29 protein-coding genes are annotated in these 21,448 nt (G+C 31.6%); all 29 read right to left on the bottom strand.

Annotated features, from left to right (window positions below):
* Positions 1-2 precede the first annotated feature (2 nt).
* Positions 3-1,412 (bottom strand): 2-amino-4-oxopentanoate thiolase subunit OrtB, encoded by a 1,410-nt coding sequence (ortB, locus tag BLP68_RS08930; RefSeq protein WP_091542636.1) that lies wholly within the window; start codon positions 1,410-1,412, stop codon positions 3-5.
* Positions 1,405-1,713: a 2-amino-4-oxopentanoate thiolase subunit OrtA gene (gene ortA, locus BLP68_RS08925; RefSeq protein WP_091542633.1), complete on the bottom strand. Its 309-nt coding sequence runs from the start codon at positions 1,711-1,713 to the stop codon at positions 1,405-1,407. Before ortA ends, ortB begins: the two co-directional genes overlap by 8 nt.
* 8 nt (positions 1,714-1,721) lie before the next feature.
* Positions 1,722-2,768 carry a 2,4-diaminopentanoate dehydrogenase gene (gene ord, locus BLP68_RS08920; RefSeq protein WP_091542631.1) on the bottom strand — a complete coding sequence of 349 codons (1,047 nt, stop codon included), beginning with the start codon at positions 2,766-2,768 and terminating at the stop codon, positions 1,722-1,724.
* 314 nt (positions 2,769-3,082) lie between these two features.
* Positions 3,083-4,486 (bottom strand): sigma-54 interaction domain-containing protein, encoded by a 1,404-nt coding sequence (locus BLP68_RS08915; RefSeq protein ID WP_091542629.1) that lies wholly within the window; start codon positions 4,484-4,486, stop codon positions 3,083-3,085.
* Between the two features lie 94 nt (positions 4,487-4,580).
* Positions 4,581-4,919, bottom strand: coding sequence for a hypothetical protein (locus BLP68_RS08910; RefSeq protein ID WP_091542627.1), 339 nt, complete (start codon positions 4,917-4,919; stop codon positions 4,581-4,583).
* Positions 4,920-4,983: 64 nt separating this feature from the next.
* Positions 4,984-5,499 (bottom strand): GNAT family N-acetyltransferase, encoded by a 516-nt coding sequence (locus BLP68_RS08905; RefSeq protein ID WP_091542625.1) that lies wholly within the window; start codon positions 5,497-5,499, stop codon positions 4,984-4,986.
* 31 nt (positions 5,500-5,530) lie between these two features.
* Positions 5,531-6,037 carry a GNAT family N-acetyltransferase gene (locus tag BLP68_RS08900; RefSeq protein ID WP_091542623.1) on the bottom strand — a complete coding sequence of 169 codons (507 nt, stop codon included), beginning with the start codon at positions 6,035-6,037 and terminating at the stop codon, positions 5,531-5,533.
* Positions 6,038-6,071: 34 nt separating this feature from the next.
* Positions 6,072-6,293, bottom strand: coding sequence for a PF20097 family protein (locus BLP68_RS08895; protein ID WP_091542619.1), 222 nt, complete (start codon positions 6,291-6,293; stop codon positions 6,072-6,074).
* Between the two features lie 49 nt (positions 6,294-6,342).
* Positions 6,343-7,548: a serine hydrolase domain-containing protein gene (locus BLP68_RS08890; RefSeq protein WP_091542616.1), complete on the bottom strand. Its 1,206-nt coding sequence runs from the start codon at positions 7,546-7,548 to the stop codon at positions 6,343-6,345.
* Positions 7,549-7,595: 47 nt separating this feature from the next.
* The gene (locus tag BLP68_RS08885; RefSeq protein WP_091542615.1) at positions 7,596-8,441 is read right to left on the bottom strand and encodes an MBL fold metallo-hydrolase; all 846 of its coding nucleotides are present in this window, start codon (positions 8,439-8,441) and stop codon (positions 7,596-7,598) included.
* A 35-nt stretch (positions 8,442-8,476) separates the two neighbouring features.
* Positions 8,477-9,100: a histidine phosphatase family protein gene (locus BLP68_RS08880; RefSeq protein ID WP_091542613.1), complete on the bottom strand. Its 624-nt coding sequence runs from the start codon at positions 9,098-9,100 to the stop codon at positions 8,477-8,479.
* The gene (gene hisJ / locus BLP68_RS08875; protein ID WP_091542610.1) at positions 9,097-9,912 is read right to left on the bottom strand and encodes a histidinol-phosphatase HisJ; all 816 of its coding nucleotides are present in this window, start codon (positions 9,910-9,912) and stop codon (positions 9,097-9,099) included. The genes BLP68_RS08880 and hisJ overlap by 4 nt, the downstream gene beginning before the upstream one ends.
* Positions 9,913-9,999: 87 nt before the next feature.
* The gene (locus BLP68_RS08870; RefSeq protein WP_091542607.1) at positions 10,000-10,878 is read right to left on the bottom strand and encodes a GNAT family N-acetyltransferase; all 879 of its coding nucleotides are present in this window, start codon (positions 10,876-10,878) and stop codon (positions 10,000-10,002) included.
* Between the two features lie 440 nt (positions 10,879-11,318).
* The gene (locus tag BLP68_RS21965; protein ID WP_207647899.1) at positions 11,319-11,738 is read right to left on the bottom strand and encodes a flavodoxin family protein; all 420 of its coding nucleotides are present in this window, start codon (positions 11,736-11,738) and stop codon (positions 11,319-11,321) included.
* 40 nt (positions 11,739-11,778) lie between these two features.
* Positions 11,779-12,312 (bottom strand): GNAT family N-acetyltransferase, encoded by a 534-nt coding sequence (locus tag BLP68_RS08860; RefSeq protein WP_091542605.1) that lies wholly within the window; start codon positions 12,310-12,312, stop codon positions 11,779-11,781.
* A 44-nt stretch (positions 12,313-12,356) separates the two neighbouring features.
* Positions 12,357-12,764, bottom strand: coding sequence for a hypothetical protein (locus BLP68_RS08855; RefSeq protein WP_091542603.1), 408 nt, complete (start codon positions 12,762-12,764; stop codon positions 12,357-12,359).
* Between the two features lie 124 nt (positions 12,765-12,888).
* Entirely contained in the window at positions 12,889-13,281 is a 393-nt protein-coding gene (locus BLP68_RS08850) for a YhfM domain-containing protein (RefSeq protein WP_091542601.1), read from the bottom strand.
* 107 nt (positions 13,282-13,388) lie between these two features.
* Positions 13,389-14,264 carry a cation diffusion facilitator family transporter gene (locus BLP68_RS08845; RefSeq protein ID WP_091542599.1) on the bottom strand — a complete coding sequence of 292 codons (876 nt, stop codon included), beginning with the start codon at positions 14,262-14,264 and terminating at the stop codon, positions 13,389-13,391.
* A gap of 185 nt (positions 14,265-14,449) precedes the next feature.
* Positions 14,450-14,824, bottom strand: coding sequence for a ribosomal maturation YjgA family protein (locus tag BLP68_RS08840; RefSeq protein WP_091542597.1), 375 nt, complete (start codon positions 14,822-14,824; stop codon positions 14,450-14,452).
* A gap of 189 nt (positions 14,825-15,013) precedes the next feature.
* Positions 15,014-15,574: a GNAT family N-acetyltransferase gene (locus BLP68_RS08835; RefSeq protein ID WP_091542594.1), complete on the bottom strand. Its 561-nt coding sequence runs from the start codon at positions 15,572-15,574 to the stop codon at positions 15,014-15,016.
* Positions 15,575-15,619: 45 nt separating this feature from the next.
* The gene (locus tag BLP68_RS08830; protein ID WP_091542593.1) at positions 15,620-16,231 is read right to left on the bottom strand and encodes a class I SAM-dependent methyltransferase; all 612 of its coding nucleotides are present in this window, start codon (positions 16,229-16,231) and stop codon (positions 15,620-15,622) included.
* Between the two features lie 41 nt (positions 16,232-16,272).
* On the bottom strand, positions 16,273-16,623 hold the full coding sequence (locus BLP68_RS08825; RefSeq protein WP_091542591.1) for an SH3 domain-containing protein: 351 nt from the start codon (positions 16,621-16,623) through the stop codon (positions 16,273-16,275).
* Positions 16,624-16,656: 33 nt separating this feature from the next.
* Entirely contained in the window at positions 16,657-17,241 is a 585-nt protein-coding gene (locus BLP68_RS08820; RefSeq protein ID WP_091542588.1) for a class I SAM-dependent methyltransferase, read from the bottom strand.
* A 60-nt stretch (positions 17,242-17,301) separates the two neighbouring features.
* Entirely contained in the window at positions 17,302-18,078 is a 777-nt protein-coding gene (locus tag BLP68_RS08815) for an N-formylglutamate amidohydrolase (protein WP_176758942.1), read from the bottom strand.
* A gap of 57 nt (positions 18,079-18,135) precedes the next feature.
* Complete coding sequence (locus BLP68_RS08810) at positions 18,136-18,822, bottom strand: hypothetical protein (RefSeq protein ID WP_091542583.1); 687 nt, start codon at positions 18,820-18,822, stop codon at positions 18,136-18,138.
* Between the two features lie 231 nt (positions 18,823-19,053).
* A complete protein-coding gene (locus BLP68_RS08805; RefSeq protein WP_091542581.1) occupies positions 19,054-19,971 on the bottom strand; it encodes a pentapeptide repeat-containing protein in 918 nt (305 codons plus the stop codon).
* 101 nt (positions 19,972-20,072) lie between these two features.
* Entirely contained in the window at positions 20,073-20,516 is a 444-nt protein-coding gene (locus BLP68_RS08800; RefSeq protein WP_091542578.1) for a VOC family protein, read from the bottom strand.
* A gap of 69 nt (positions 20,517-20,585) precedes the next feature.
* On the bottom strand, positions 20,586-20,975 hold the full coding sequence (locus tag BLP68_RS08795; protein WP_143003078.1) for a hypothetical protein: 390 nt from the start codon (positions 20,973-20,975) through the stop codon (positions 20,586-20,588).
* 20 nt (positions 20,976-20,995) lie between these two features.
* Positions 20,996-21,415, bottom strand: coding sequence for a hypothetical protein (locus BLP68_RS08790; RefSeq protein WP_091542572.1), 420 nt, complete (start codon positions 21,413-21,415; stop codon positions 20,996-20,998).
* Positions 21,416-21,448: the final 33 nt, after the last annotated feature.

The following is a 21,448-nucleotide window of genomic DNA, read 5'->3' as shown; positions in this document are numbered from 1 at the left end:
AATTATCGAATTTCGTTAATAACCATTTTTACAAACTCTAAATTAGTCTTAGTATCAGCTGCTAAGAATTCTAAATCTTCATTTTCAAATTCAGCTGTGTTTGATGTCTGTAAACAGTTCTTTATATAAGATTTACGAATTTTATTTAAGTCAATATCTATTGCCTTTATAAAAGCAGGATGCTTTGGTAATATTATATTTTCACCTGGAATTTCTTCACTTGGATCTCCAAATTTGATTTCTATTCCATTTTCTCTAGCAAAGGATAGCTGTGGTTGTAAATGCTTTCCAGCACCAGTATATTCAGTTTCCTGAGATACTATAATCTGGTCTTGATCCATTTCCTGAGCTATACTAAAGGCAGCAGCCAGGGATGTATTACCAGCCGGCCCTCTTTCTAGTCCCTCCAGTTGAGCTAGGGCTTCTGTCATATAGAAAACTTCTCCTTGATTAACTAAAACATATCTATCCATATATCTCAGTGGCCTTGCTGCTGAACGTGGAACGTCAGAACGATCAGGCCATGTTGAAAAGGGTATCCCAAAGCCTGTATGGCCTGTTGTGAAGGATTTTTTATTAAAATGCTCATCGCTTGCCATGTGCAGTCCTTGTAGATTAACACTTGCTCCTACCACCTTAACCGTCTCAGCTCCAGCCTTAATTAAGCCTCTAGCTGTACCGGTAAGGTTACCTCCTCCTGCATTTGTACAAACAACTACATCTGGGTCTTTTCCTACACCTTCTCTAAACTGTGTCGCCAGCTCATAGCCTAAGGTTTCTACCCCCGCTATTCCAAATGGGGTGTATAATGAAGCATTAAAATAGCCTGTTTCTTCAAGTAGTTTAAGGAATGTATAAAATAATTCTGGCCCAACTGTTAATTGTAGAACCTCTGCTCCGTAGGCCTCACACTTCCTTGCCTTTTCAATTATTTCAGGCTGCCCTTTGGCATTACTATCGTAGCATTCTTGAACAATTATACACTTTAAGCCATGAATAGCAGCTTGACTGGCAACTGCAGCCCCATAATTACCACTGGTGGCAGCTATAACACCCTTGTATCCAAGTTTTTTTGCATGGTAAACTGCATTTGCAGCTCTTCTAGCTTTAAAGCTACCTGATGGGTTTGAAGCCTCATCCTTTATAAAGATTCTTGCCCCTTTCCCTTTAGGAGCAAGCTGCCTGGCTAAAGCAGTTAAATTCTTTAGTTCCAGCAATGGTGTGTTTCCTACTCCAGCTTCACCTTGAATTCTCTGCATTTCTGATAATGAATAACCTGTTTCCCTCATCATTCTTTCATAGTCAAAGGCAACCTTACCATATTCAAATACACTATAATCTATACCTACGGCCTTCTTCATAATTTCACTTTTTCTAGACATTACTGATTCATAGCTAATATTGTTATTCATCTTTATCACCTTCCCAAAGTAAGGTTTTTAAGTGTATACCTATTTCTAATATTTCTGGTATGAATTTACCATAATCATGCCTATAATAGGGATTTATTTCAACCAGCTTACCCTTTACAGTTCTACCTGTAATGGTTTTTACTTGAACCTCATCTCCAATAGCACCATCATCAATGATAAATCCCTTTGTCCACATTTCTAAGGGTACTTTTTTTGTATCTTCAGGTATATTTGGTGCCCTCTCTTCAGTTGTTAAAACAACATCATGTATACGTACCCATGTTCCTTGTTTTGCAATCATAGCTATCCCTACCTTTGTATAAAATCTCTCATATCTCCCATTATTGCCCTTGGAACTGGTAAATCTAACATGGTTTTTAATCCAGGGGATGCGTTAATAACATGAGGAATCATATTTACACACATAGCAATTGTACCAAGTCCACCTTCAACCTCAGGTTTATTTGCCATGTTAATTGAAGGCGTTCCCTTAATTACTATGTAGTCACCTGTTTCTGTACCTTCCATTTCAGGCTCAATTTGTTGTGGATGAATCATATCTAATTTAACTTCACCATCTACAAAGCCTTGGGCGGTCATATTTACACCAGCAACATTTCCAGCTGCAGCGAATCCATAGGGTGATTTTCTGTCGATGGTTGTAACTATTGGTTTCATTTGTTGCTCAAATTTATCAACCTTCCAACCAATAGCATCTGCAATCATACCAATTGATTCTGCGAAGCCTACATGACCAGCTAATGTGCCATCCTCTACACCCTTATTGAATTCTTCTACTGTGATACCTACTCCTTGCTCTTCCATAACTGCAGGTCCGAAGGGCGACAAACTATTTACCCTCTTTGCTTCTATATGTTCAACATCAACCATACACCCAGTTAGACACACTACTAATAAGTCCATTATTAAACCTGGGTTGATACCCGTTCCTAGAATTGATACACCATTTTCCTTTGCTATTCTATCTAATTCAGCTGCTAAATCTGGATTTTGAGCCTTTGGATAAGCCATTTCTTCAGCAGTTGATATAACATTTACTTTTTTCTCTAGGGCCAGCTTAAGTCGTGGAAATGCACTTTTTGTAAAGGAGTCAGTTGCACAAAGACAAACATCGCAGCTTCCTTCTGTTAAAACTTCATCAATATTTGGATTAATAATTACTTCAGGTCTATCTCCTTTTTCAATCCCTAATACTTCAAACATGCTTTTACCTATTCTCGCTTCATTTCTATCACACACACCAACAATTTCTACACCTTTTTTGTTTAAAAGCATTTTAGCCATACCACTTCCCATTGCACCAAAACCCCAAATTGACACCTTAATATTTTTCATAGAATAAACCTCCAATTCTTTTCATTAATATTTTATCCCTTTACATTCACTGCAAATACCTTGCCAAGATTTCATAAAAAATTGAATAATAATATTAACTTACTTTATTATTCATTCCCTTCTAACTTTATACATTTCTAATGATTTAACTTACTAGCCATGCTCCTTTGTAAAAATATTCACACATCTATATATGCATAGTTATACATGTTATTTTTCAATACTTACAGCTCAATTATTCATGGAGTGTATATTTAGGCTAATAACATTAAAAAAACGCAAATAAATTTGCGTTAAATGCAAATAAATTTGCGTTACAACTTATACTTTTTTAATTTATGCTGTAGAGTCTGTCGTTTAATACCCAGGTTAGAAGCTGCTTTGCTGATATTCCCGTTGAATCTTTTAAGACTCCCTTCAATAAGTTGCTGTTCAACTGTTTCCAGCATCTCATTAAGACCCATCTCTGCCGTATCAATGAAGCCTCTAACTTGAGGTTCTCTTTTATTTGTGTGTTCGAAAATATAATGTGGAAAATGCTCTTCTTTTAATATATGCTCATCTTGAATTATATTCATTGCACCTTCAATCAAGTTTTCTAACTCTCTTATATTTCCTGGCCACATATAATTGTTGAAATGCTTTTGCATTGATTCAGATAGCATCCATACATCCTTATCAAGCTGGTGATTATATTTATTAATAAAGAATTCTGTTAAGAAAAGTATATCATCTTTACGATCCCTTAAGGCTGGTATATGAATATTAACAACATTTAATCTATAGTATAAATCCTTACGTAATTGCCCTCCTTCAATTGTTTCCATAGGTGGTTCATTTGTTGTTGCTATAATTCGTACATCTATAGGGACATCCTTTAATCCACCTATTCTTCTAACATATCCTTCCTGTAAAACCCTTAATAGCTTAACTTGAAGCTGTAAGCCCATAGAGTTAATTTCATCTAAAAGTATAGTACCACCATTTGCTTGTTCAAATAATCCTGGGCGATCAATGGCCCCAGTAAAGCTACCTTTAGTTGTACCGAATAAAATACCCTCTAGAAGACTTTCTGGAAGGGCAGCACAATTTTGTGCAATGAAGGGCTTATTCCTTCTTGGGCTTTGATAATGTATACTTTGGGCAAACAATTCTTTACCCGTTCCAGTTTCACCATATATTAATACCGATGATGATGTGTTAGCTGCTCTTCTGGCAACCTTCAATGCATCATAGAAGGATTGACTTCTACCCTTTAAATCTTCAAAGGTATATTTCTTTATCTCACCACTTTTGGTGGCTTTATTGGGAATCAACTGCTGTTGAAGCCTCATTATTTCTTCTGATAAGCTTTGCATTTTAGTAATATTTTTAGCTATTTCTAAGGCTCCTATTTTATCATTCATATAATATAGTGGTATTGTTGTATTTATAGTGGTTATTTTTTTCCCTTTATTATTCAAGTAGGTTTGGCTTTGATTATATATTGGTTTTTCTGTTTTTAATACCCTTAGTAATGTACTTGTTTCATGATTAAGGGTTGTAAATACCTCAAGTAGGTCTTTGTCCATTACATCTTCTGTTTCCATACCTTCAAGGTCTGCCATGGCTTCGTTATAGAGTATCGTTTTTCCTTCATTATCTAGAACATGAACGCCCTCATCTATTGACTGCAAAATTTTTTGCAGTATTACCATTATAATCTTTTTTGATTGCATGGCATTCACCCCCTTAGGATTAATTAATATAAGTATAGCAGTTTTTTATTTGAGTAACCAGACACCATATTTACATGTATCCATAACTACTCCCTTAATCATCCGAATACATTTTCCACCCTTTATTACTACAAATATTATCTATATCTTTATTTATTCTTTTTATTCTATTGCCTTCTGCTCCCAAGTCTGTACCAGCTAACCCTGCACTTCCACCGCCAGTAACAATTTCGATTGAACAATGGCTTTCATCTTGAAAATTTAGTATTAAGCACGCCATCAACTGAGAGTTATTTCTAAAATAATATCTTTCGCTGAAAAAAATGTATGTGTTTTCTTCCGGTTGATATGTAAGGCTTTTAACCTCACCGTCTAATAATTTAATTATTTCCTTCACATTTTCACCTTGTATTTTAATAGTTCTTGTATTCATTTGACTATTCCCCCATTTATGAACAAAAGCATTTCATGAGTTAAATTCTATGGATAAAATAAAATCATACCTCTATCCAATATCTTTGTGTTATCTCTCCTTCTTCCTGGACTTCATTCTCTAATACTCCACCATTATTTATAATAGTTTTAGCAGAGGCAACATTATTCTTGTTACAAGTAACTAAAATTCTATTGATTCCTAGTTCCTTTGCTATTGGCAAGGCCATTGATAATATCATTGATGCATAACCTTTTCTTCGCTCAGAAGGACGAATACCGTACCCAATATGCCCACCATAATTGAATAAATAATCATTTAAGCAATGTCTTATATTAATGGCACCAATAATTCTTTTATTATCATCAATTAAAAAATACGTATGGGCAGGAACTAAATGGGATGGACAAGTGTCTTTATTTTCAATTTTATAGGTATAATCTAACCAAGCTTTATAATCCATATCTAGTAGCCTTGCAGCGTAAGGTATAATTTCTTCTTCATTAGTTTTCCATTCGTTAATAAATTCATAATATTTCTCTTCCATTTCAATACTAGCTCTTTGTAATTCTAGGTTCATATGTTTACCTCCTATATTTTATATAATATCTTCAGACTGAAAAATATTGAGTAATGCATTTATCTCCTTCTTCAACAATTTCCTTTTCAATATATTTTATTGAGTTTATTTTATAATATTTTTTCCAGAACTCTACAGCTGGCTTGTTTTTTACTAGTTGAACAATATAGTATTTCCCTCTATATTTTTCTATTACCTTGTTAATAGCTAGAGTACCTATTCCTAATTTTCTATACCTTCGTAATATGAAAAGCTCATGAACACAGTAGTCAACTTCTTTAGGTACGTAGGGTGATGATGTAAGTAATATAAACCCAATAATTTTATCATTATAATAAATTATTAAGGGAGTTAACCCATCCTTGTCCCAAAACATATCAAATCCATCATATATAAACAATCCATTGTCACTTATATCTAGGTTATCTGAATACATCGATAAATCATGTAAGTATAATGACATTAGGTTCTTTAGTATTCCTTTTTTATTATAGGGAGCTTCTACTAAAATCATTTGATTATTAACTATAGATTTCATTTTTCATTGCCTCATCTCAGTAGTTTTTTGTCAATTAATCAGTATTTGAGTTGGTATTTAAGTCTATAATAATTTTCTTGCATTCCTTACATCTATTACACTTAACCTTGGGGCTATCACTTAAGATTTCTCCTCCAAAAACTGTATATTTTTTAAAGAATCCCATACCCTCATTATACCACTTGAAGGAATACCCTGAGCTATATATAAAGCCTTCTTCCAGTTGACTTTTACAATATGGACATTCTAGCTTCATTTATCCCTACCTCCTTACAGCAATGAATTGTTCTTATCTCTGATTAAAATTAATCTTGAAATTCAACAACAATATTAGTAATATCTTCTAATACAGCAGCCCACCAATCAACATTTCCTGCTTCAATACCATTACGTACAATAACGATATTATTATCAGGAGATATATAAAGATATTGTTCATATTTTCCTGCTGCAAAATAATCATATCCACCTCGTTTATTTTCAAAGCTATACCACATATATTTATAACCTACACCGATATCCTCTAGAAGAGAGTTCTTATACTCTTGTTGATTTAAAGGAAATTTTGCAAATGTAGATTTGATAATCCAATCTTCACTTATAATTTCTTCTCCATTCCATTTTCCCATATGTAGAAGCATACTTCCAATTTTTGCAAAGTCTATTGTTCTAAAATTTAATCCACTCTCCATTTTTTCAAATCCACTATCATTACTGTCAAGACTCCATGATGCATTATACTCAGTTCCAAGCTTCTGCCATAGCTTTCCTTCTAGAAAGCTTGATACACTTTGATTTGTGCTTCTTTCCAGTATTATACCTAACAGTAATGGATGAAAATTATTGTAATGAAATTTACCTTCTTCATAATCAGTGTCAATTTTAATATCATTAATTGCCAGTTCTCTTAAATTTGGCATATAATATGTTTTGGCATCGTCTCCAAACCATAAGTAACCTTCTTTGTATCTTATCTTTGACCTCATCATCAGTAAATCTTCTATAGTAATATCTGCAAATGGAGTGCCTTTGAATTCATGGATGTATTCTGCAATAGATTGTTTTTCGTTTTCTATATACCCTTCATCAATGGCAATTCCTATTAATAGAGATACTATTGACTTTACAGAAGAGAAGGATGTATTTATAGAGTCTCGACTATGTTCATTATAATACTGTTCAAATACTATTTTATCATTATGAATAATAATGAATGAAGTTGTTTGAGTATCTTCTAAAAATTTTTTTAATTCTTTTTCGTGAATTTCTCCATTGTATGTATAACTAATTAGCTTATCTTCTAAAGCCATAGCTTTTTCCTCATAATAATATGGATTAGCGCTACTTGCTATAGTTCTTTCTGGAAATATATTGTAGTCATTTACATCTGATTCTCTATATCTTAGTATCCTGTACATATATTCAGGCGAATAACTTACAATTGAAAATACTAAGATAGCTGAAAACATTATCACTATGAATGCCACCACTTTTTGTACCTTCTTTTTCATATGACCTTCTCCTAACGAATCATTTGATAGAAATTTATAACTCCTAACTACAACTTAATAGCTTTCCCTGTTTTAAAAGTGTCTAAAGAATCCTTCAAATCACTACTTAGTATTTCCAATGCCTCTTTTCCTGTACAATGTCCTGTATAAATTCTATCTATTTTAAAGCTTCTAATTTTTTCTCCTATATTCTCAATTGTCTCTTTAGATTCTACCAGCCTTGTGGTTATTGGATTCATAAAATGAAATCCACCGATCAAAGCTTTTATTTTATCTTCTGGAAATATTTTTCTGAAGGAGTAAAGCATATTTAATATTCCGGAATGAGAGCAGCCTGTGAAGAGTACCCATCCATCCTCTTCCTTTATAGCTAATATAATTTCATGATTAAAATCATCCTTTAAATATTTCCCTTCTATTTTCTTGTATAAGCTTTTATTCCCAAGAGGTCTATCCTCATCATCTTCTGTGTTATTGAGAATGTGTATATTATTCACCAACTCACAATTATCTTTTATTATAACGAATCTGTCTTTATGTCTTTCATATGAGGCTTTATCAATCCCAATGTATTTATATATTAAGGGAAATATTCTTGTATAGTAATCTCCTAAAGAATTATGGCTCATTACAACTTTTCCTTTTGAATTTTTTTCGAGAAAATCCTTTATACCACCAGCATGATCATAATGGGCATGTGAAATAATTAAATAATCTATGTCAGCAATATCAACATCTAGCTTTTCGGCATTAATACGAAATAACTCATCCTGGCCTACATCAAATAAAATCTTTTTATCTACTGCTTCTACGTATAAGCTTATCCCATGCTGAGTTTTAAGATTGTCCAAACCAGCCTCTAATGTATTTTCAACCAATGTTTTAATTATCATATTTCTATCCCCCACAAAATTTTTTACGATATCAATTATATTGACTCATCACTTGAATAATGGGATATATCTCCCTGTAATAGAAATCTTCTTTCTTTATTATCTATCTCCACTATGTTTAAGCAGGTTGAATGCATAAAAGCACCAGACCACAAATCTTTAATTTCTTTGTTTTCAAAATATGATATAAGTGCCTTCAACACTACCCCATGGGTAACAACTAAAATGTTTTTTCCATAGTGCTCAGTAATTATTTTCTCTATTTCATTACTTACTCTAGTATGGAGTTGTTGAAATGTTTCACCACCACTTGGCTGGTATAGATGTGGTAGATTCCAAAAATTATGATGCTCATCTGGCGAATGCTCTTCAACTTCTACAACCAACTGACCTTCCCAATCGCCAATATTAATCTCCTTAAGATTATCATTGGGTAGTATGTCAATTTCTCTATCCCCACATATTAACTCTGCTGTTCTATATGCTCTGCCGCTAGAGCTTGATATTATAACATCAATTTCTATATCCTTTAATCTTTCTCCAAGTAATTTTGCTTGTTGTTCTCCTACATCCGTAAGATTAGAGTCTTTATGTCCTTGTAGTCGTCCTTCAAGATTCCACTCAGTTTGCCCGTGTCTAGTCAAAAATAATTTTGTCATTCTAATTCCCCCGCATATTTAATAAAATCTCTTCCAACATCCAACGCAGTATGTGCATCTGAGCCAAATACAATATTTATTCCATAAGCCTCGACTAATTCTGCCAATATACCAGAAGGATAAGGTTCTTTACAATATGGCTTTCTAATTCCAGCTGTATTAAAGTCCACTTCATAATTATTAATTTTCATCTCTTTTACTATTGCTTCTAGTAGCCTTCTGTTTTTATATTCAAATGGGTATTCTGTATTAAAAATTCTAATCAAGGTAGGGTGCCCTATACGCTTAGGCTTATAAAGGCCTAAATCAGCCTTTATAGCTTTTAATAGGGTTTCGTAATAGCTATCATAAACCTTTTCTACACTTCCAAGTTTTTTTACTATCTTTCCAAATTCATCTGGACTAACATCAACGCAGTAGTATTCATCCTCTACTTTTATAAAATGAACAGAAAGTATACTATCCTCTATCTTATCTCCATATCTATTCAAAGTATCTTTTATTATAGCTTCATATCCTTCAATAAAATCCACTTCAAAACCAATATTAATTTTTATATCGAATTTATACTTGTCTTTTATGGACTCTAGCTCTTTAATATAATTTTCTATAACATCTTGTGAAGGGGCACATTCTTTTAGAAATTCTGGCTCCATAAAATTCCCGGGTAGTGGCATATGCTCTGTAAAGGTGATTTCCTTCAAACCTAATTTAAGTGAGTTTTCTATATAGAGCTCAAAGGGGTCCTTTGTTCCATGCGGACAATATGGGGAATGAATATGTCCATCTCTTAAAATTCTGCAATTATCCATACTATTTCTCCTTTATTTAAATCATTAAAAATCTACTAATTATTTCTTAGCAAGAAAACTATAGATTGTAAAGTGGATGTATAATCATTATGTTCGTGATGGCATCGGAAATAGTATTTCTTTCAAGGAGGTGTTTTTAGATATTACAAATAATGTATCGTCTGGCCTTTCCTTCAAAGCTTCGGATGATTTATATCTACTAAACTCAGGTACAAAATGAAATTCTACTATTCTATCATCAGGAATTACAACCTTCTCAACAATACTATCTAAGTCAATGGGTTTTAAGCTTAAAATATCATATATATTAAGCTTTTTATCCTCTCTTCTCATGATTAATATAACGTCTTCATTAACTAAGTAGTATAAATCATTTCTGTATTCATAAAGACAGTAAACAAATAAAGGCCAAATATCATTGTATACGCCTAACCTCTTGGATATAGGAAGTCTATTTGAGCCAAGTCTCTCTATGGTTTTTCTATCTTCTTCATTATCTTTATCCAGCTTCTTTATTAATGTTTCCTTTTTCTGTAGTTGGTCTACATCTAACTGATAAGCAGCTTCAATTACTTTATCAAAGCCGAACTTAGGATAAAAGTTTAAAACTTCTTTATTGGCAAATAGATATATAACGTCATAATTTTTTTCATATTTTTCTATGATGTACTTCATCAATGAAGCTGATAAACCTTTATTTCTATAATCTGGATGTGTCATTACAGTTCCTATTTGAATGGCTTTTTTATTTTGACCTTCCACAATTAAGTCCATCTTGTTAATTGATACATTTGCTATTACCTCATCTTCATTTATGTAGGAATAGCACATATACTTATTATAGAATAGACCTCTATGATACCAGTCTTCAAAATCAAGTCCAAAAGTATCCATAGCTAGTTTATTAAAGCTCTTTCTATATTTATCAATATTCATATAATCACTAATTAACGTATATTCTCTCATTTATTATCCTCGATTCTATTTTATAATTACTTGTATTTGTACTTTAATTATATTTCCATTAGTAGTTTCTCCTTAAGTTTGTGGTAGAATTTACTATTTAGCTTTAACTTATTTATTGTTTTTATTGTTAAAACTATTGCATTATTGGGACAATGATGAATACACTTAAAACAGTATTCACAATTAATTGAACTATACTTAGGAAATTTTTTGTCTCGACTCCAGCATCCCCTTATACATAATTCTGTACATTTAATGCAATTCACACATTTTCCTTCCTTAAGCTTAATATTATGCTTATAAGCCTTGCCTAAAGCTTTATTGGGGTAATTAAACAATGAGTACAGCTTAAAATCCGGACAATCGAGGCCTTTAATATCGGTACTTATTATATCATGTACTTTTTTAATATCTCTCTTAAGCTTAAGTCCTATATTTTTCTAATACTTAAACATAAAGGCAAATAATGGTAATAGCAATGCTCCATCCGTTGCTGGTGCCTTATAGACAGAGCTGGCACATGTAACTAAATTTTTTTTGAAAGATTCTTTTATAAAGCTTCTAACTGAATTTCCAGAATATAAGCCACAGGTGGTAAACACAAATGCTCTTTTTTCCTGTGGAAGTTTTGGCATATTCATTATGAATTCTTTCATAGAAAGGCTTGGCTCACAGTGGTATGTTGGATAAGCAAGAATTATAAAATCATATTCATTTAATTTATTATAATCATACTTGGTACTGATTGAACTTATTTCAGTAGTATATGAGCTTAACTTTTCATAAAAAATTTCGGCAAGGGTTTTAGTACTTCCAGCCCCAGAATGATATAGTATTAATATTCTAGGTTTTTTTTGCATTATATCCTCTCAAGAAGATTTTTAGATACCTGTCTTTTTGTTATAAAACATATTCTAACTGAAGATCTCTAGGATCACTTTCGTAAAACACTTTATTTATTTCTTCTGCTTCTTTACAGCCTATGGCTAAATAAAAAGCAATTGTCTCCTCAGCCGATCCTGCACATATATATATCTTATCTGCATTCCACTCTTTTGCTGCATTAACCGAATGCATAAATAATTTTTTCCCAATACCTCTATTTCTATATTCTAGTGTTATAAAAAGCTGATCAAGTAAAACATATTTATACCTTTTGCCAAAGAACAGACAATTTACAGTAGCAAATCCTAATAGTTTATTACTACAATTAAAAGCACCAATTGCACTCCCACCACTTAAAATAGTATTTCTTAGATTATTGAAATGGTGTTGATATCCATTTGGCCAATCTGAATCAAGATAATTAATTTCAATCAATTGGCGTTTTCCCTCAACCTCTCTCCATGCCCTTCCAATATATTGAGATGGATTCATTTCATTTATTTTTTCGCACTCTTCTAAAGATAATTTTCTATATGTTATGCTTTCCACGATTTCTCCTCCTAGTTGTAAAATAATAGTTATAAAAAAAAGGGTCAGTTTGTAATAAATAGGTTTTCAATATAGTGATAATCAATTAGATTGGTTTTAGCTTCATAGAAAAACCCTTTATATCTTATTGTTTTCTCAGAATTTATAATCAAATTTTTTATTGACTTTCCTTTTTTATCATAAATAGTTGTATTGAAACTATAGCCCATATAACCAATTGCCACTTTACCTTTTTGAAATTGAACATCATTTAAATTATTGATTATATAGTCAATATCAGTTCTATTAGTTATCTCAATCTGACTACCTGAGTTGCCATTAAAAACAGTGAGCTTTGTAACTTCAGTCGATTTAATATTTATAATGCTTCGAGGGATATAAGTTAATCCATAACCAGTAATCAGAAGCAATATTATACCAATTATTAATGCTAGTTTTTTTCTTTTTTCCAAGTTCTACATCCCCTTAAAAAAACACTTTATAAAACAGGCCTTTAAAAGAACCATAAAAGTAGTAAAAACTTTGTTATATAACGTTGACTTATCTATAAACATATTCTCAATTATATTTTATAGTCTAATCAAGTATATTTTTCAACTCTTTTTGCGATTTTTCACTTAAATGGTACCAATCACCATCTAACCATACAATGCTTTTCGTTACCTCTAACCAAATGCTATATTCTTTGGAAAGAACATTATCAATATAAACTTTAAAGACATAAGGTGGTGGGGCAATGTCATATAAGACATTGGCTTTTCTGATATCTGACAAAGCACTTACAATATCACTTACTGTTTTTTCATCTGTAAAAATCCATGTCTTTATGATCTCAGACTGTAGAATAGGTTCATTGGTTTCTACATATTTATAATTGATAACCTCAATGAATGTATTACTTGTACTACATCCTGAAAAAAAAATAAGTAATAAAAAAAATGTCAAACTAATACCAACTTTTTTAATCATATTCTCTCCCTATTCCTCTATAAATTTTATACATTGGTATTCATCAATCATTATATATTCGAAGCTTAAACACCTCTCCGCCAAGATATTAAAATCTCTATGGCTTTTTACCATTTATACGAATGATTATGTGTTTCTGGTTCCAAATGAATTGTAGTCCTAACAGTTGAAATCCTCTGTTGAATATCCTTTTCTATATTACTTGAAACATCATGGGCATCCATTAGACTAAAATTATTTGGGAAAATTAAGTGAACATCGACTTGTCTAATTTGACCTACTCTTCGAGTCCTAAGATGATGATAATCCAAGACAGGTGGGCTATGTTTTGCTAATGTTTCTTTTATTATCTTCATTTCTTCTAAACTAAGGCTCTTATCCAATAGCTGCGCTATTGATTCTTTACCTATGTCATAGCCAGTCTTTATTATAATAAGGGCAACTACGATTGCAACAATTGGGTCAATTATCTTAAGTCCTGTAAAGTGAATGATTACTAACCCAACTATTATTCCCACTGAAGTAACAACATCTGCCAGTAGATGTAGGGCATTTGCTCTAAGAGCAACAGAGTTTTCCTTCTTTGCGTATTTTAACATTATTAATACTGTAATTGAGTGCAATGTAATTGATACAATCATTACAAAAATCCCTGGTAATGTTTCTGTAATTAGATTTTGATTTACTATTCTCAAAGCAGCTTGAGTTATTATTGTAACTGATATTATAAGTATTAGTACACTTTGTATTGCTGCTGCTAAATCTTCATATTTACCATGGCCATAGTTATGACACTTATCTTCAGGTTTTTTTGCAAGGTTCATAGCTACTAAAGTTATAGTAGATGCTATAACATCCATTGAAGAGTGGAGTGCATCTGAGATAATACTTATAGAATTAGTTACAAATCCAACAAAAACTTTGAGAAGCACTAAAAATACGCTTACAGAAATCGCCAAATAAGCTGCTTTGAATCTATTCATGGCTATAACCACCTCATAAATTTTTCTATCACAATACAATTTATGATTACAGATTATAAAATGATATTGATTTAATCAAAATAATTTCCCGCGACTAAATATTAAGAATGATTTTCATTTTATTCTCAACCCTATATTCTATTATTTTCAAGGACATCTTTTTTTATCTAATGTACTTTTTATTATTAATACTTGTTTTCTAGTATGACTCCTATTAAAATTCCTATCGTATATGCTAACAAATCTGACCATAAAAATCCGTAGCCTAATACTAATCCTCCAAGCTTTGTGTATCTTATTGCATTAATCCAATCAGCTTGATACAACTGACTTATCTCGATGAAAAATGTAACTCCAATAGCTACAATACCAATCCAATAGGTGCCCTTCTTCTTAAATATCATACCAATAATCAAAAAAATCATGAGGCCCCATAAAATATCACCCATATACATATGTACCCATCTTGGCATAGTATCTGATCTTGAACCTAGCCCTAGAATGATAACAATTATAATAAAAGCTAAGTAATAAATTCTATTTCGTTCTGAGTTCTTCATAATTCTCCTCATTAGCAGCTCTGCTTTTCTAATCTTTATTTAAAGTATTACAATACTTGATCAAATAATATTACTTTATAGTCACTACTATGACTTATCCAATCTAACACCATGATATTTTTTAAAATAAATTACTCTGTATAAGGGGGTACCGACTTTATTATTTTTATCATAGCCTTATAAGTAGCACTATGTCCAAATCCACTTAATTGATTCATCCTTTAGGCTTATTCTCCAAACCATATGGTGGGCATCTTCTCCCCAATAATCCTTTAAAAAATACTGAGGATTACCAAACTTTTTAATCCATGTTTGCTGTGCACTTTTGTAGCCACTATCGAAGCAAAATTCCTCTATTCCCTTTTTTTCTAATTCTTTAAATATTAAATTCCACATCCTACTACCAATTCCTTTCTTTTGATAATTGGGATGTACGAATACCGTTCCTATCTCTACTAACTCTTTCAATTCTCCGTTGGTGCATGAAATAAGTAATTCATTCGATGGCCCATATTCAATTGTGCCGACAATCTTTTCTTCTTCTTTTGCTATAAGGAAATATCTATTATTGCCATCACTTTTAAAGTCCTGATTTAAAATTCTTCGCTTATCTACAATTTCTTCATTTATTGTGTCTACTAAATCTGATATTCCGTTTCTTTGAAATGTATCTCTAATTACAACTTCGAAAAATTCATTAATTAATTCTATGTCTTCAATTTTGGGTCTGCTAATTTCTATATGCCTCATAGGTTTAACCTCCATATTTCGGTTCGAGTCTATTATCGTTATTTTCTACTTCCTTGCCTTCATCATGAATAAGGAATATTTAATCCTTTCACCATCTATAACTTTTTCATCATAAAAAAAGGTATATGATTCTATGTTATTAAACCCAGTGTTTAATAAAGTACTTTTTAATTTATCTTGATTAAACCCATTATGTCCATCGAACTCCGGATATTTTTTATGAAAGCTACCATCTTCTTCATCCAAATCAACAATGCACAAGTAACCATCTTTATTAAGCAATTCATAAAACATTTTTAATATTTCTTCAGTATCATATACATGATGCAATACCATGGAGCTGTAAATAACATCAAATTTTATATCTAAAAAAAATTGATTAGATATATCTAGATGCTTTGCAACCATATTATTTATTTTATATTTATCAATTTTAGAGTTGAGTATCTCAATCATTCCTTTTGATGAATCAATAAGGGTGATTTTTTTAAATTTATTATAAAGATTAAAGCTTACAAGACCAGTTCCACAACCGAACTCCATAGCTGAAGAATTTTTATCTATATCAATTGATTTGCTTATTTCATTTGCAATTATTTTTGCTCTATTAATTCTTTTTTCGGTATCCCAATTTTTAGCGTAATCATCAAAACTCAATTTTTATATTACCTCCTTGAATTTTCCTAATTTTAATGAAACTAGATTTTCTCTAAATGATTCAGCGGAATCCACCCTTTTATAAGTGGATTATCCTTTTTAGCTCCCCATATCCAGCCATTTAGAATCTTATCCATAATAATGATTTCATCGACTTCTACATCAAATTCTGTTGCATCATAATCTTCTACTACCAAGCCAATATCACCACTTTTATTAATTATTTGCTTAGGAATCCAACCTTCATTATTATCACTCTTACAATAAACCCAACCAGCCCAGTCTCCAGCCTCATTGGATTCTTCTTTACATATAACTTTTTCTCCCTCGTACACCTTTATTGGATTTTCATAATCAGTTTTTCTACTTTTAATCACTCGATATATACTCATATTTGTTTCTCCCCTTTAACATTTTCTCTATTTTTAAAGTTTAATATAATTCACTGTAAAGTTATTTTTACTACCATATTTTTTATAAAGCTCAAAGTCGTTCTTGGCAAACAATTCATTTATTTCATCAATTGTCATTTTGTCTGGATCACCAAACTGCTCTGATATTGAGATAGTTCCATTTTTTCTTAAAACCCTATGAATTTCTTTTACATATTCTTCTTTATTTTCAATTTCACCTAATACTGTGATCATGAAAATAACATCGAAATGGTTTGCTTTATATGGAAACTCAAATCCATTACTTAAATGATACTCAACATTGCTAATTTTTCTTTTTTCTAATCTTTTCTTTGCTATATCCAACATTTCCTTTTGTATATCAAAGAGATATAGCCTTCCACAAGGAATTGCCTTTGCAACATCAACGCTAAAATACCCCGGCCCTGGTCCTATCTCTAACACATTGGAATCGACTTTGAGTTCTAATCTTTTAATTAATTTTTTTGGAGAAAGAAAAATATTTCTAAATGGCATCAATAAAGTGAAGGCAAAATGATGGGGGAATATCCCTTTTCCTGTTAATCGTTGATATACTGTTTCTGATTTATCTTTCATATCATTTACTTACCTCCAGTAGTAGATTACCCTGACATAATGTCATAGTTATTTACGTATCTAGTCATCAAGCATTTCCTTAATATTTTTAAAAACTCTAATTAATCGTTCTTGTGTTTTATAAAATAATTCATTATTTTTATGTATGACCTCTTCTTCGCCAAAATACCTATCCTCTATGTATGCTGTATATCGGATCTCAATTTGAATAGCTTCAACATTATTTATAGAACTATAATTGGATACAATAAACCCTCCACGCAGACCTTTTTCATCTATTTTTACTGAGAAATTTTCTGAAACAAAAGAATTATAAACAATATTAATTAATTCACTTGAACAAGCTTTTCCATTGCATGTTCCTAGCACAATATCTGCTGTAGACTGTACATAAAAGCTATGTAAATCGAATAAATAGACCTTGCTTTTTACCCTTAAGGAATTATTTATTCCATCTAATAAGCAGCTATGAAAAGGCTGGTAAATTGTCTTTATTCTATTATTAATTATCTCACTTGATAGTGGATTTTCATATATCTCTTGACCAAATGTTGTTTTATGATAAATTAAGGATTCTGTATAATCACCCAATGTTTGTTTTTTATTTATACTTCTATTTACATCTATTACGTATCGGCTATAATTAGCCGACACTTTTATAATATCTAATTTATAAAGAAAATCATAGAGACTATTTAAAAACCAATCGTTGTTTGTAAGCAAGACATTTTCCTTCATATTACTCTGCATTTCTAAGGTAATATCCGATGAACCATGTGGTATACTTACTATTACAGCAGATGGAGAAGTGCTTCTTTCTACAATTACGGCCTCCAAATTATCAATCCTCTCAACCTAATCATTATCGATAGTGCCTGTCTATCAAATCCTCCATTAATTGTTCCTATCAGCTTTAATAAATTTATTTCCATCCCACTTAAAAACATCTTCAAAATATTTCTCTTGTGAATTATCATAATACTCTATTTTAAAAGAGCCATTCTCTATAATTGTAAGCTTTGTAGAGTAATATCCTGTTGTGGTACTAATGAACAATGAGGAATAATCTTTAATAATCAGTTCCTCTACTTTTCCATCCGCTCTTAATGTAAATAGCTTATAATCTCTGCCATTGCTTGTTGTGTACTGGCCTATGGTGAAGTCCATATTTCCATCATTATTATAATCATCGAATTGAATTTCAAATGGAGCATTAAAAAGTAAAGACTCCTTATATATTCTGCTAAGGTCTGTTTCAGCAATAGAATTTCCATATTCATCTGTTAATTCAATAGTGTAATAACCCTCCCACTGTGGCCCTACATGTGCTCCAGGACTCCAATCTTCATAGTATATTCCCTTAACCATTTTTAATCTTAAGTATTGATGTTGTCCATTAATGGGAAACATGTCATTATTAGATAATGTAACTGGTGACAGTATTGTTATATCTGGAATATTATCTTCACTTTCAATAAATTCATTTAAAGATAATAAATTACTATCGTTGGATGAGGAGCAGGATGTGAAGAATAAAGTTAATGTTAGAAAAGAAATTACTAAATATATTATTTTTTTCAAATAAAGCCCCTCCTTATTATCTAATTGGCTATTTTCTCTAGACACAATGAATCGCTCTGCTTCTTTGCAGATCTTTACAAATGAAAAGGGTTAAAAACGTCATTATTTTTATTTCTCTAATTTGTATATTATAATAATCATACAGAACATATGTTTTGTTGTCAATAATTGGTTTTCCTTGCTTTAATAAAAAACATGAATTCGTCACTCTTTTATATATACTTTTTCATTTTATTTTTTAATTAGCCAGCTTGTTGGAGGAGTCAGCGACAAGGGTAGCATTGTATTAATGTCTCCTATAGCCATGTTAATTTGAGCTTGGGTGAGAAATAAACTATTTCTTAAATCTGCTCCTCTCAGGTCAGCATCTCGTAAATCAGCTCCAATTACATCAGCTCCGCTTAAATCAACACCTCTAAGATCTGCCGCAATAAGGTAGGCTCCACGCAAATTTTCCCCCCTCATATCTGTTTTTCTAAGGTCTGCTCCGACAAGGTCTAATTTTCCACCAAAAGTCTTTTGCCTCTTGGTGGAACTCTTCTGTTGGCGACGAGCTTTGGCTCGTACATATTCACTGGTTTTTAGGAGTAGCTTATTAACATCTACTCGGTGTGCTGTCACGTCGAATTCCATTAGAGATTTTGGGGTAAGATGTGTGATTTCTCCAGTCTTGACCAGCATGGCCTTGAGGGACTCATGGATATCTTGTTTGGATTGTATTGATTGTCGAGATAGTGCATCTGTCAGATACCAAAGTAACTCATGGAGTTGACGCATGATTTGGAATACTTCAAACATCTCTTGAGAAGTTTGTGGAAATTTACGCCAATCATGTCCATTATAGCTGTACTGACAAACCTTCTGACCTGCTCCAAAACAGTCAAAAGCAGTGCAACCTTTAAGCCCTTGTTCATTTAGGCTTTTGTATATACAACAGCGAAAGTCTGCCTGTAGATTTGGACAGGGCTGCCCTGCATTTTTATCAATTGGGAAGCCTTCTGAAGCTGGAAAGCACAATGCCACACAGCACAGGCCGAAACAATTTTCGCAGTCAGCTGTTAAATTTCCACCTTCATTTGCAATGGCTACTAATTGCTGGTGGTTTTCGGACAACATATGCTTATCCATATTTTTTAATGTATATTTCATATCCATTGACCTCACATTTATAAAAAGTAATAATCTTTTGTACTACAATCGAAAATCAACTTTTGATTCGCTTTTGTTTTAAGGTTTCAATTATACAACACCTAATATTCATAAAAATTTTCTTTTACTTCATCTTCTAAATCCCATATTGACCAAGCTGCTTCCAAAAGATTACCTTCATTATCTTTAAAATAGAAGTACTTTGCTTCTCCATCGCCTAAAATATTTATATCATCAACCTCTACTCCGTTTTCTTTTAATATTTTATAAGTATATTCTATATCTAAGCAGCTCATAGCCATAACAGGAAACTTTACTCCATTTCGCATAATATAAAGAGGTCCGTAGTCTTTTGTCTCAATTAAAACAACTGCTATAGCATTTTTATGGGGATAATGTAATACCGCAATTAATGAACCTCTATCTTCAAACTTATCTATTAATTTTAATCCCAAGTTCTTAGTGTACCAATAGATAGATTCATCTATTTTTGTAGTTGGTACATAGGTATAACCTACTCTTGTAAACAGTATTTTCTTCTTCAAGTTTATTACCTCCATTCAAAATACATTATTTGTGCTTTCATTATGTCGGCAATTTTCTACTTTGTTGAATTATTGATTTAATTCTTTAGAGGATTTCCTCCACTTTATTAAATTATAAACAAAAGCTAAAACACTTATTATAGTAATAGTAATTCCTATTTTAATTTCTATCTGCCAGAATAAACTTCTTGGGTATGAACGATAAGAAAAAATAAGAGGATAAGAAAAAGCTATAAAACAAAATACTCCTGCTACGTTCGCCCACAAATTTCTACTCAAGCTAAGAAACCATGCTCCTGCAATATTCAATAGCAGGCTAACAGCAACTGACTTCCATATAATTTCATTTAAACTAGGTGTTGGTATAATAAACAGGAAAAACATTGCCAAACCCACCAGTATTAAATAAGAGGGTACAAGCAATATATGTAAAAGTACTTTATTATTATTTTTTAACATTTCTATATCACTCCATTGAGTCATTTAAAAACTTTTAAATCATCCTTCAATTCCTTCAAATTTTTATCTATAGAAATTATATATGGGATTATATAACCAAATGCATATACAACTACTCCTATGGTTGTAGTAGCTATTCCAATTAAAAGATTCAATATATTAAATTCCCAGTAACTAACCAAATATTGTCTGATAAACCAATAAAAAAATAAAATACCAACTATAGTACTTATTATACCTACAGCTTTAACAGCTTGACTGATATTTACTATCATACCTTTTTTATATTCACCATGTTCGCCTTCAATCCTATTATCATTCTTTCTATCTTTCTTAGATTTATCATGCCCTTCTTCGGTGTCTACACATTTTTTGCATAAAAATGTATATGCATCACCATAATTTACTGATATGTTGCTTTTGCATACATCACATTTCATTTTGGGTTCTCCTTTGCTATCATTCATTTAATA

The sequence above is a fragment of the Alkaliphilus peptidifermentans DSM 18978 genome, from assembly GCF_900101495.1.
In the GTDB taxonomy this organism is placed as follows: domain Bacteria; phylum Bacillota; class Clostridia; order Peptostreptococcales; family Natronincolaceae; genus Alkaliphilus_C; species Alkaliphilus_C peptidifermentans.
This window is presented reverse-complemented; position numbering and strand designations above follow the sequence as displayed.

Excerpts from the sequence above, each read along its gene's own strand:
- ortB (WP_091542636.1), bottom strand. The coding sequence starts at position 1,412 with ATGAATAACAATATTAGCTATGAATCAGTAATGTCTAGAAAAAGTGAA.
- ortA (WP_091542633.1), bottom strand. The coding sequence starts at position 1,713 with ATGATTGCAAAACAAGGAACATGGGTACGTATACATGATGTTGTTTTA.
- ord (WP_091542631.1), bottom strand. The coding sequence starts at position 2,768 with ATGAAAAATATTAAGGTGTCAATTTGGGGTTTTGGTGCAATGGGAAGT.
- BLP68_RS08915 (WP_091542629.1), bottom strand. The coding sequence starts at position 4,486 with ATGCAATCAAAAAAGATTATAATGGTAATACTGCAAAAAATTTTGCAG.
- BLP68_RS08910 (WP_091542627.1), bottom strand. The coding sequence starts at position 4,919 with ATGAATACAAGAACTATTAAAATACAAGGTGAAAATGTGAAGGAAATA.
- BLP68_RS08905 (WP_091542625.1), bottom strand. The coding sequence starts at position 5,499 with ATGAACCTAGAATTACAAAGAGCTAGTATTGAAATGGAAGAGAAATAT.
- BLP68_RS08900 (WP_091542623.1), bottom strand. The coding sequence starts at position 6,037 with ATGAAATCTATAGTTAATAATCAAATGATTTTAGTAGAAGCTCCCTAT.
- BLP68_RS08895 (WP_091542619.1), bottom strand. The coding sequence starts at position 6,293 with ATGAAGCTAGAATGTCCATATTGTAAAAGTCAACTGGAAGAAGGCTTT.
- BLP68_RS08890 (WP_091542616.1), bottom strand. The coding sequence starts at position 7,548 with ATGAAAAAGAAGGTACAAAAAGTGGTGGCATTCATAGTGATAATGTTT.
- BLP68_RS08885 (WP_091542615.1), bottom strand. The coding sequence starts at position 8,441 with ATGATAATTAAAACATTGGTTGAAAATACATTAGAGGCTGGTTTGGAC.
- BLP68_RS08880 (WP_091542613.1), bottom strand. The coding sequence starts at position 9,100 with ATGACAAAATTATTTTTGACTAGACACGGGCAAACTGAGTGGAATCTT.
- hisJ (WP_091542610.1), bottom strand. The coding sequence starts at position 9,912 with ATGGATAATTGCAGAATTTTAAGAGATGGACATATTCATTCCCCATAT.
- BLP68_RS08870 (WP_091542607.1), bottom strand. The coding sequence starts at position 10,878 with ATGAGAGAATATACGTTAATTAGTGATTATATGAATATTGATAAATAT.
- BLP68_RS21965 (WP_207647899.1), bottom strand. The coding sequence starts at position 11,738 with ATGCAAAAAAAACCTAGAATATTAATACTATATCATTCTGGGGCTGGA.
- BLP68_RS08850 (WP_091542601.1), bottom strand. The coding sequence starts at position 13,281 with ATGATTAAAAAAGTTGGTATTAGTTTGACATTTTTTTTATTACTTATT.
- BLP68_RS08845 (WP_091542599.1), bottom strand. The coding sequence starts at position 14,264 with ATGAATAGATTCAAAGCAGCTTATTTGGCGATTTCTGTAAGCGTATTT.
- BLP68_RS08840 (WP_091542597.1), bottom strand. The coding sequence starts at position 14,824 with ATGAAGAACTCAGAACGAAATAGAATTTATTACTTAGCTTTTATTATA.
- BLP68_RS08835 (WP_091542594.1), bottom strand. The coding sequence starts at position 15,574 with ATGAGGCATATAGAAATTAGCAGACCCAAAATTGAAGACATAGAATTA.
- BLP68_RS08825 (WP_091542591.1), bottom strand. The coding sequence starts at position 16,623 with ATGAGTATATATCGAGTGATTAAAAGTAGAAAAACTGATTATGAAAAT.
- BLP68_RS08820 (WP_091542588.1), bottom strand. The coding sequence starts at position 17,241 with ATGAAAGATAAATCAGAAACAGTATATCAACGATTAACAGGAAAAGGG.
- BLP68_RS08805 (WP_091542581.1), bottom strand. The coding sequence starts at position 19,971 with ATGAAATATACATTAAAAAATATGGATAAGCATATGTTGTCCGAAAAC.
- BLP68_RS08795 (WP_143003078.1), bottom strand. The coding sequence starts at position 20,975 with ATGTTAAAAAATAATAATAAAGTACTTTTACATATATTGCTTGTACCC.
- BLP68_RS08790 (WP_091542572.1), bottom strand. The coding sequence starts at position 21,415 with ATGAAATGTGATGTATGCAAAAGCAACATATCAGTAAATTATGGTGAT.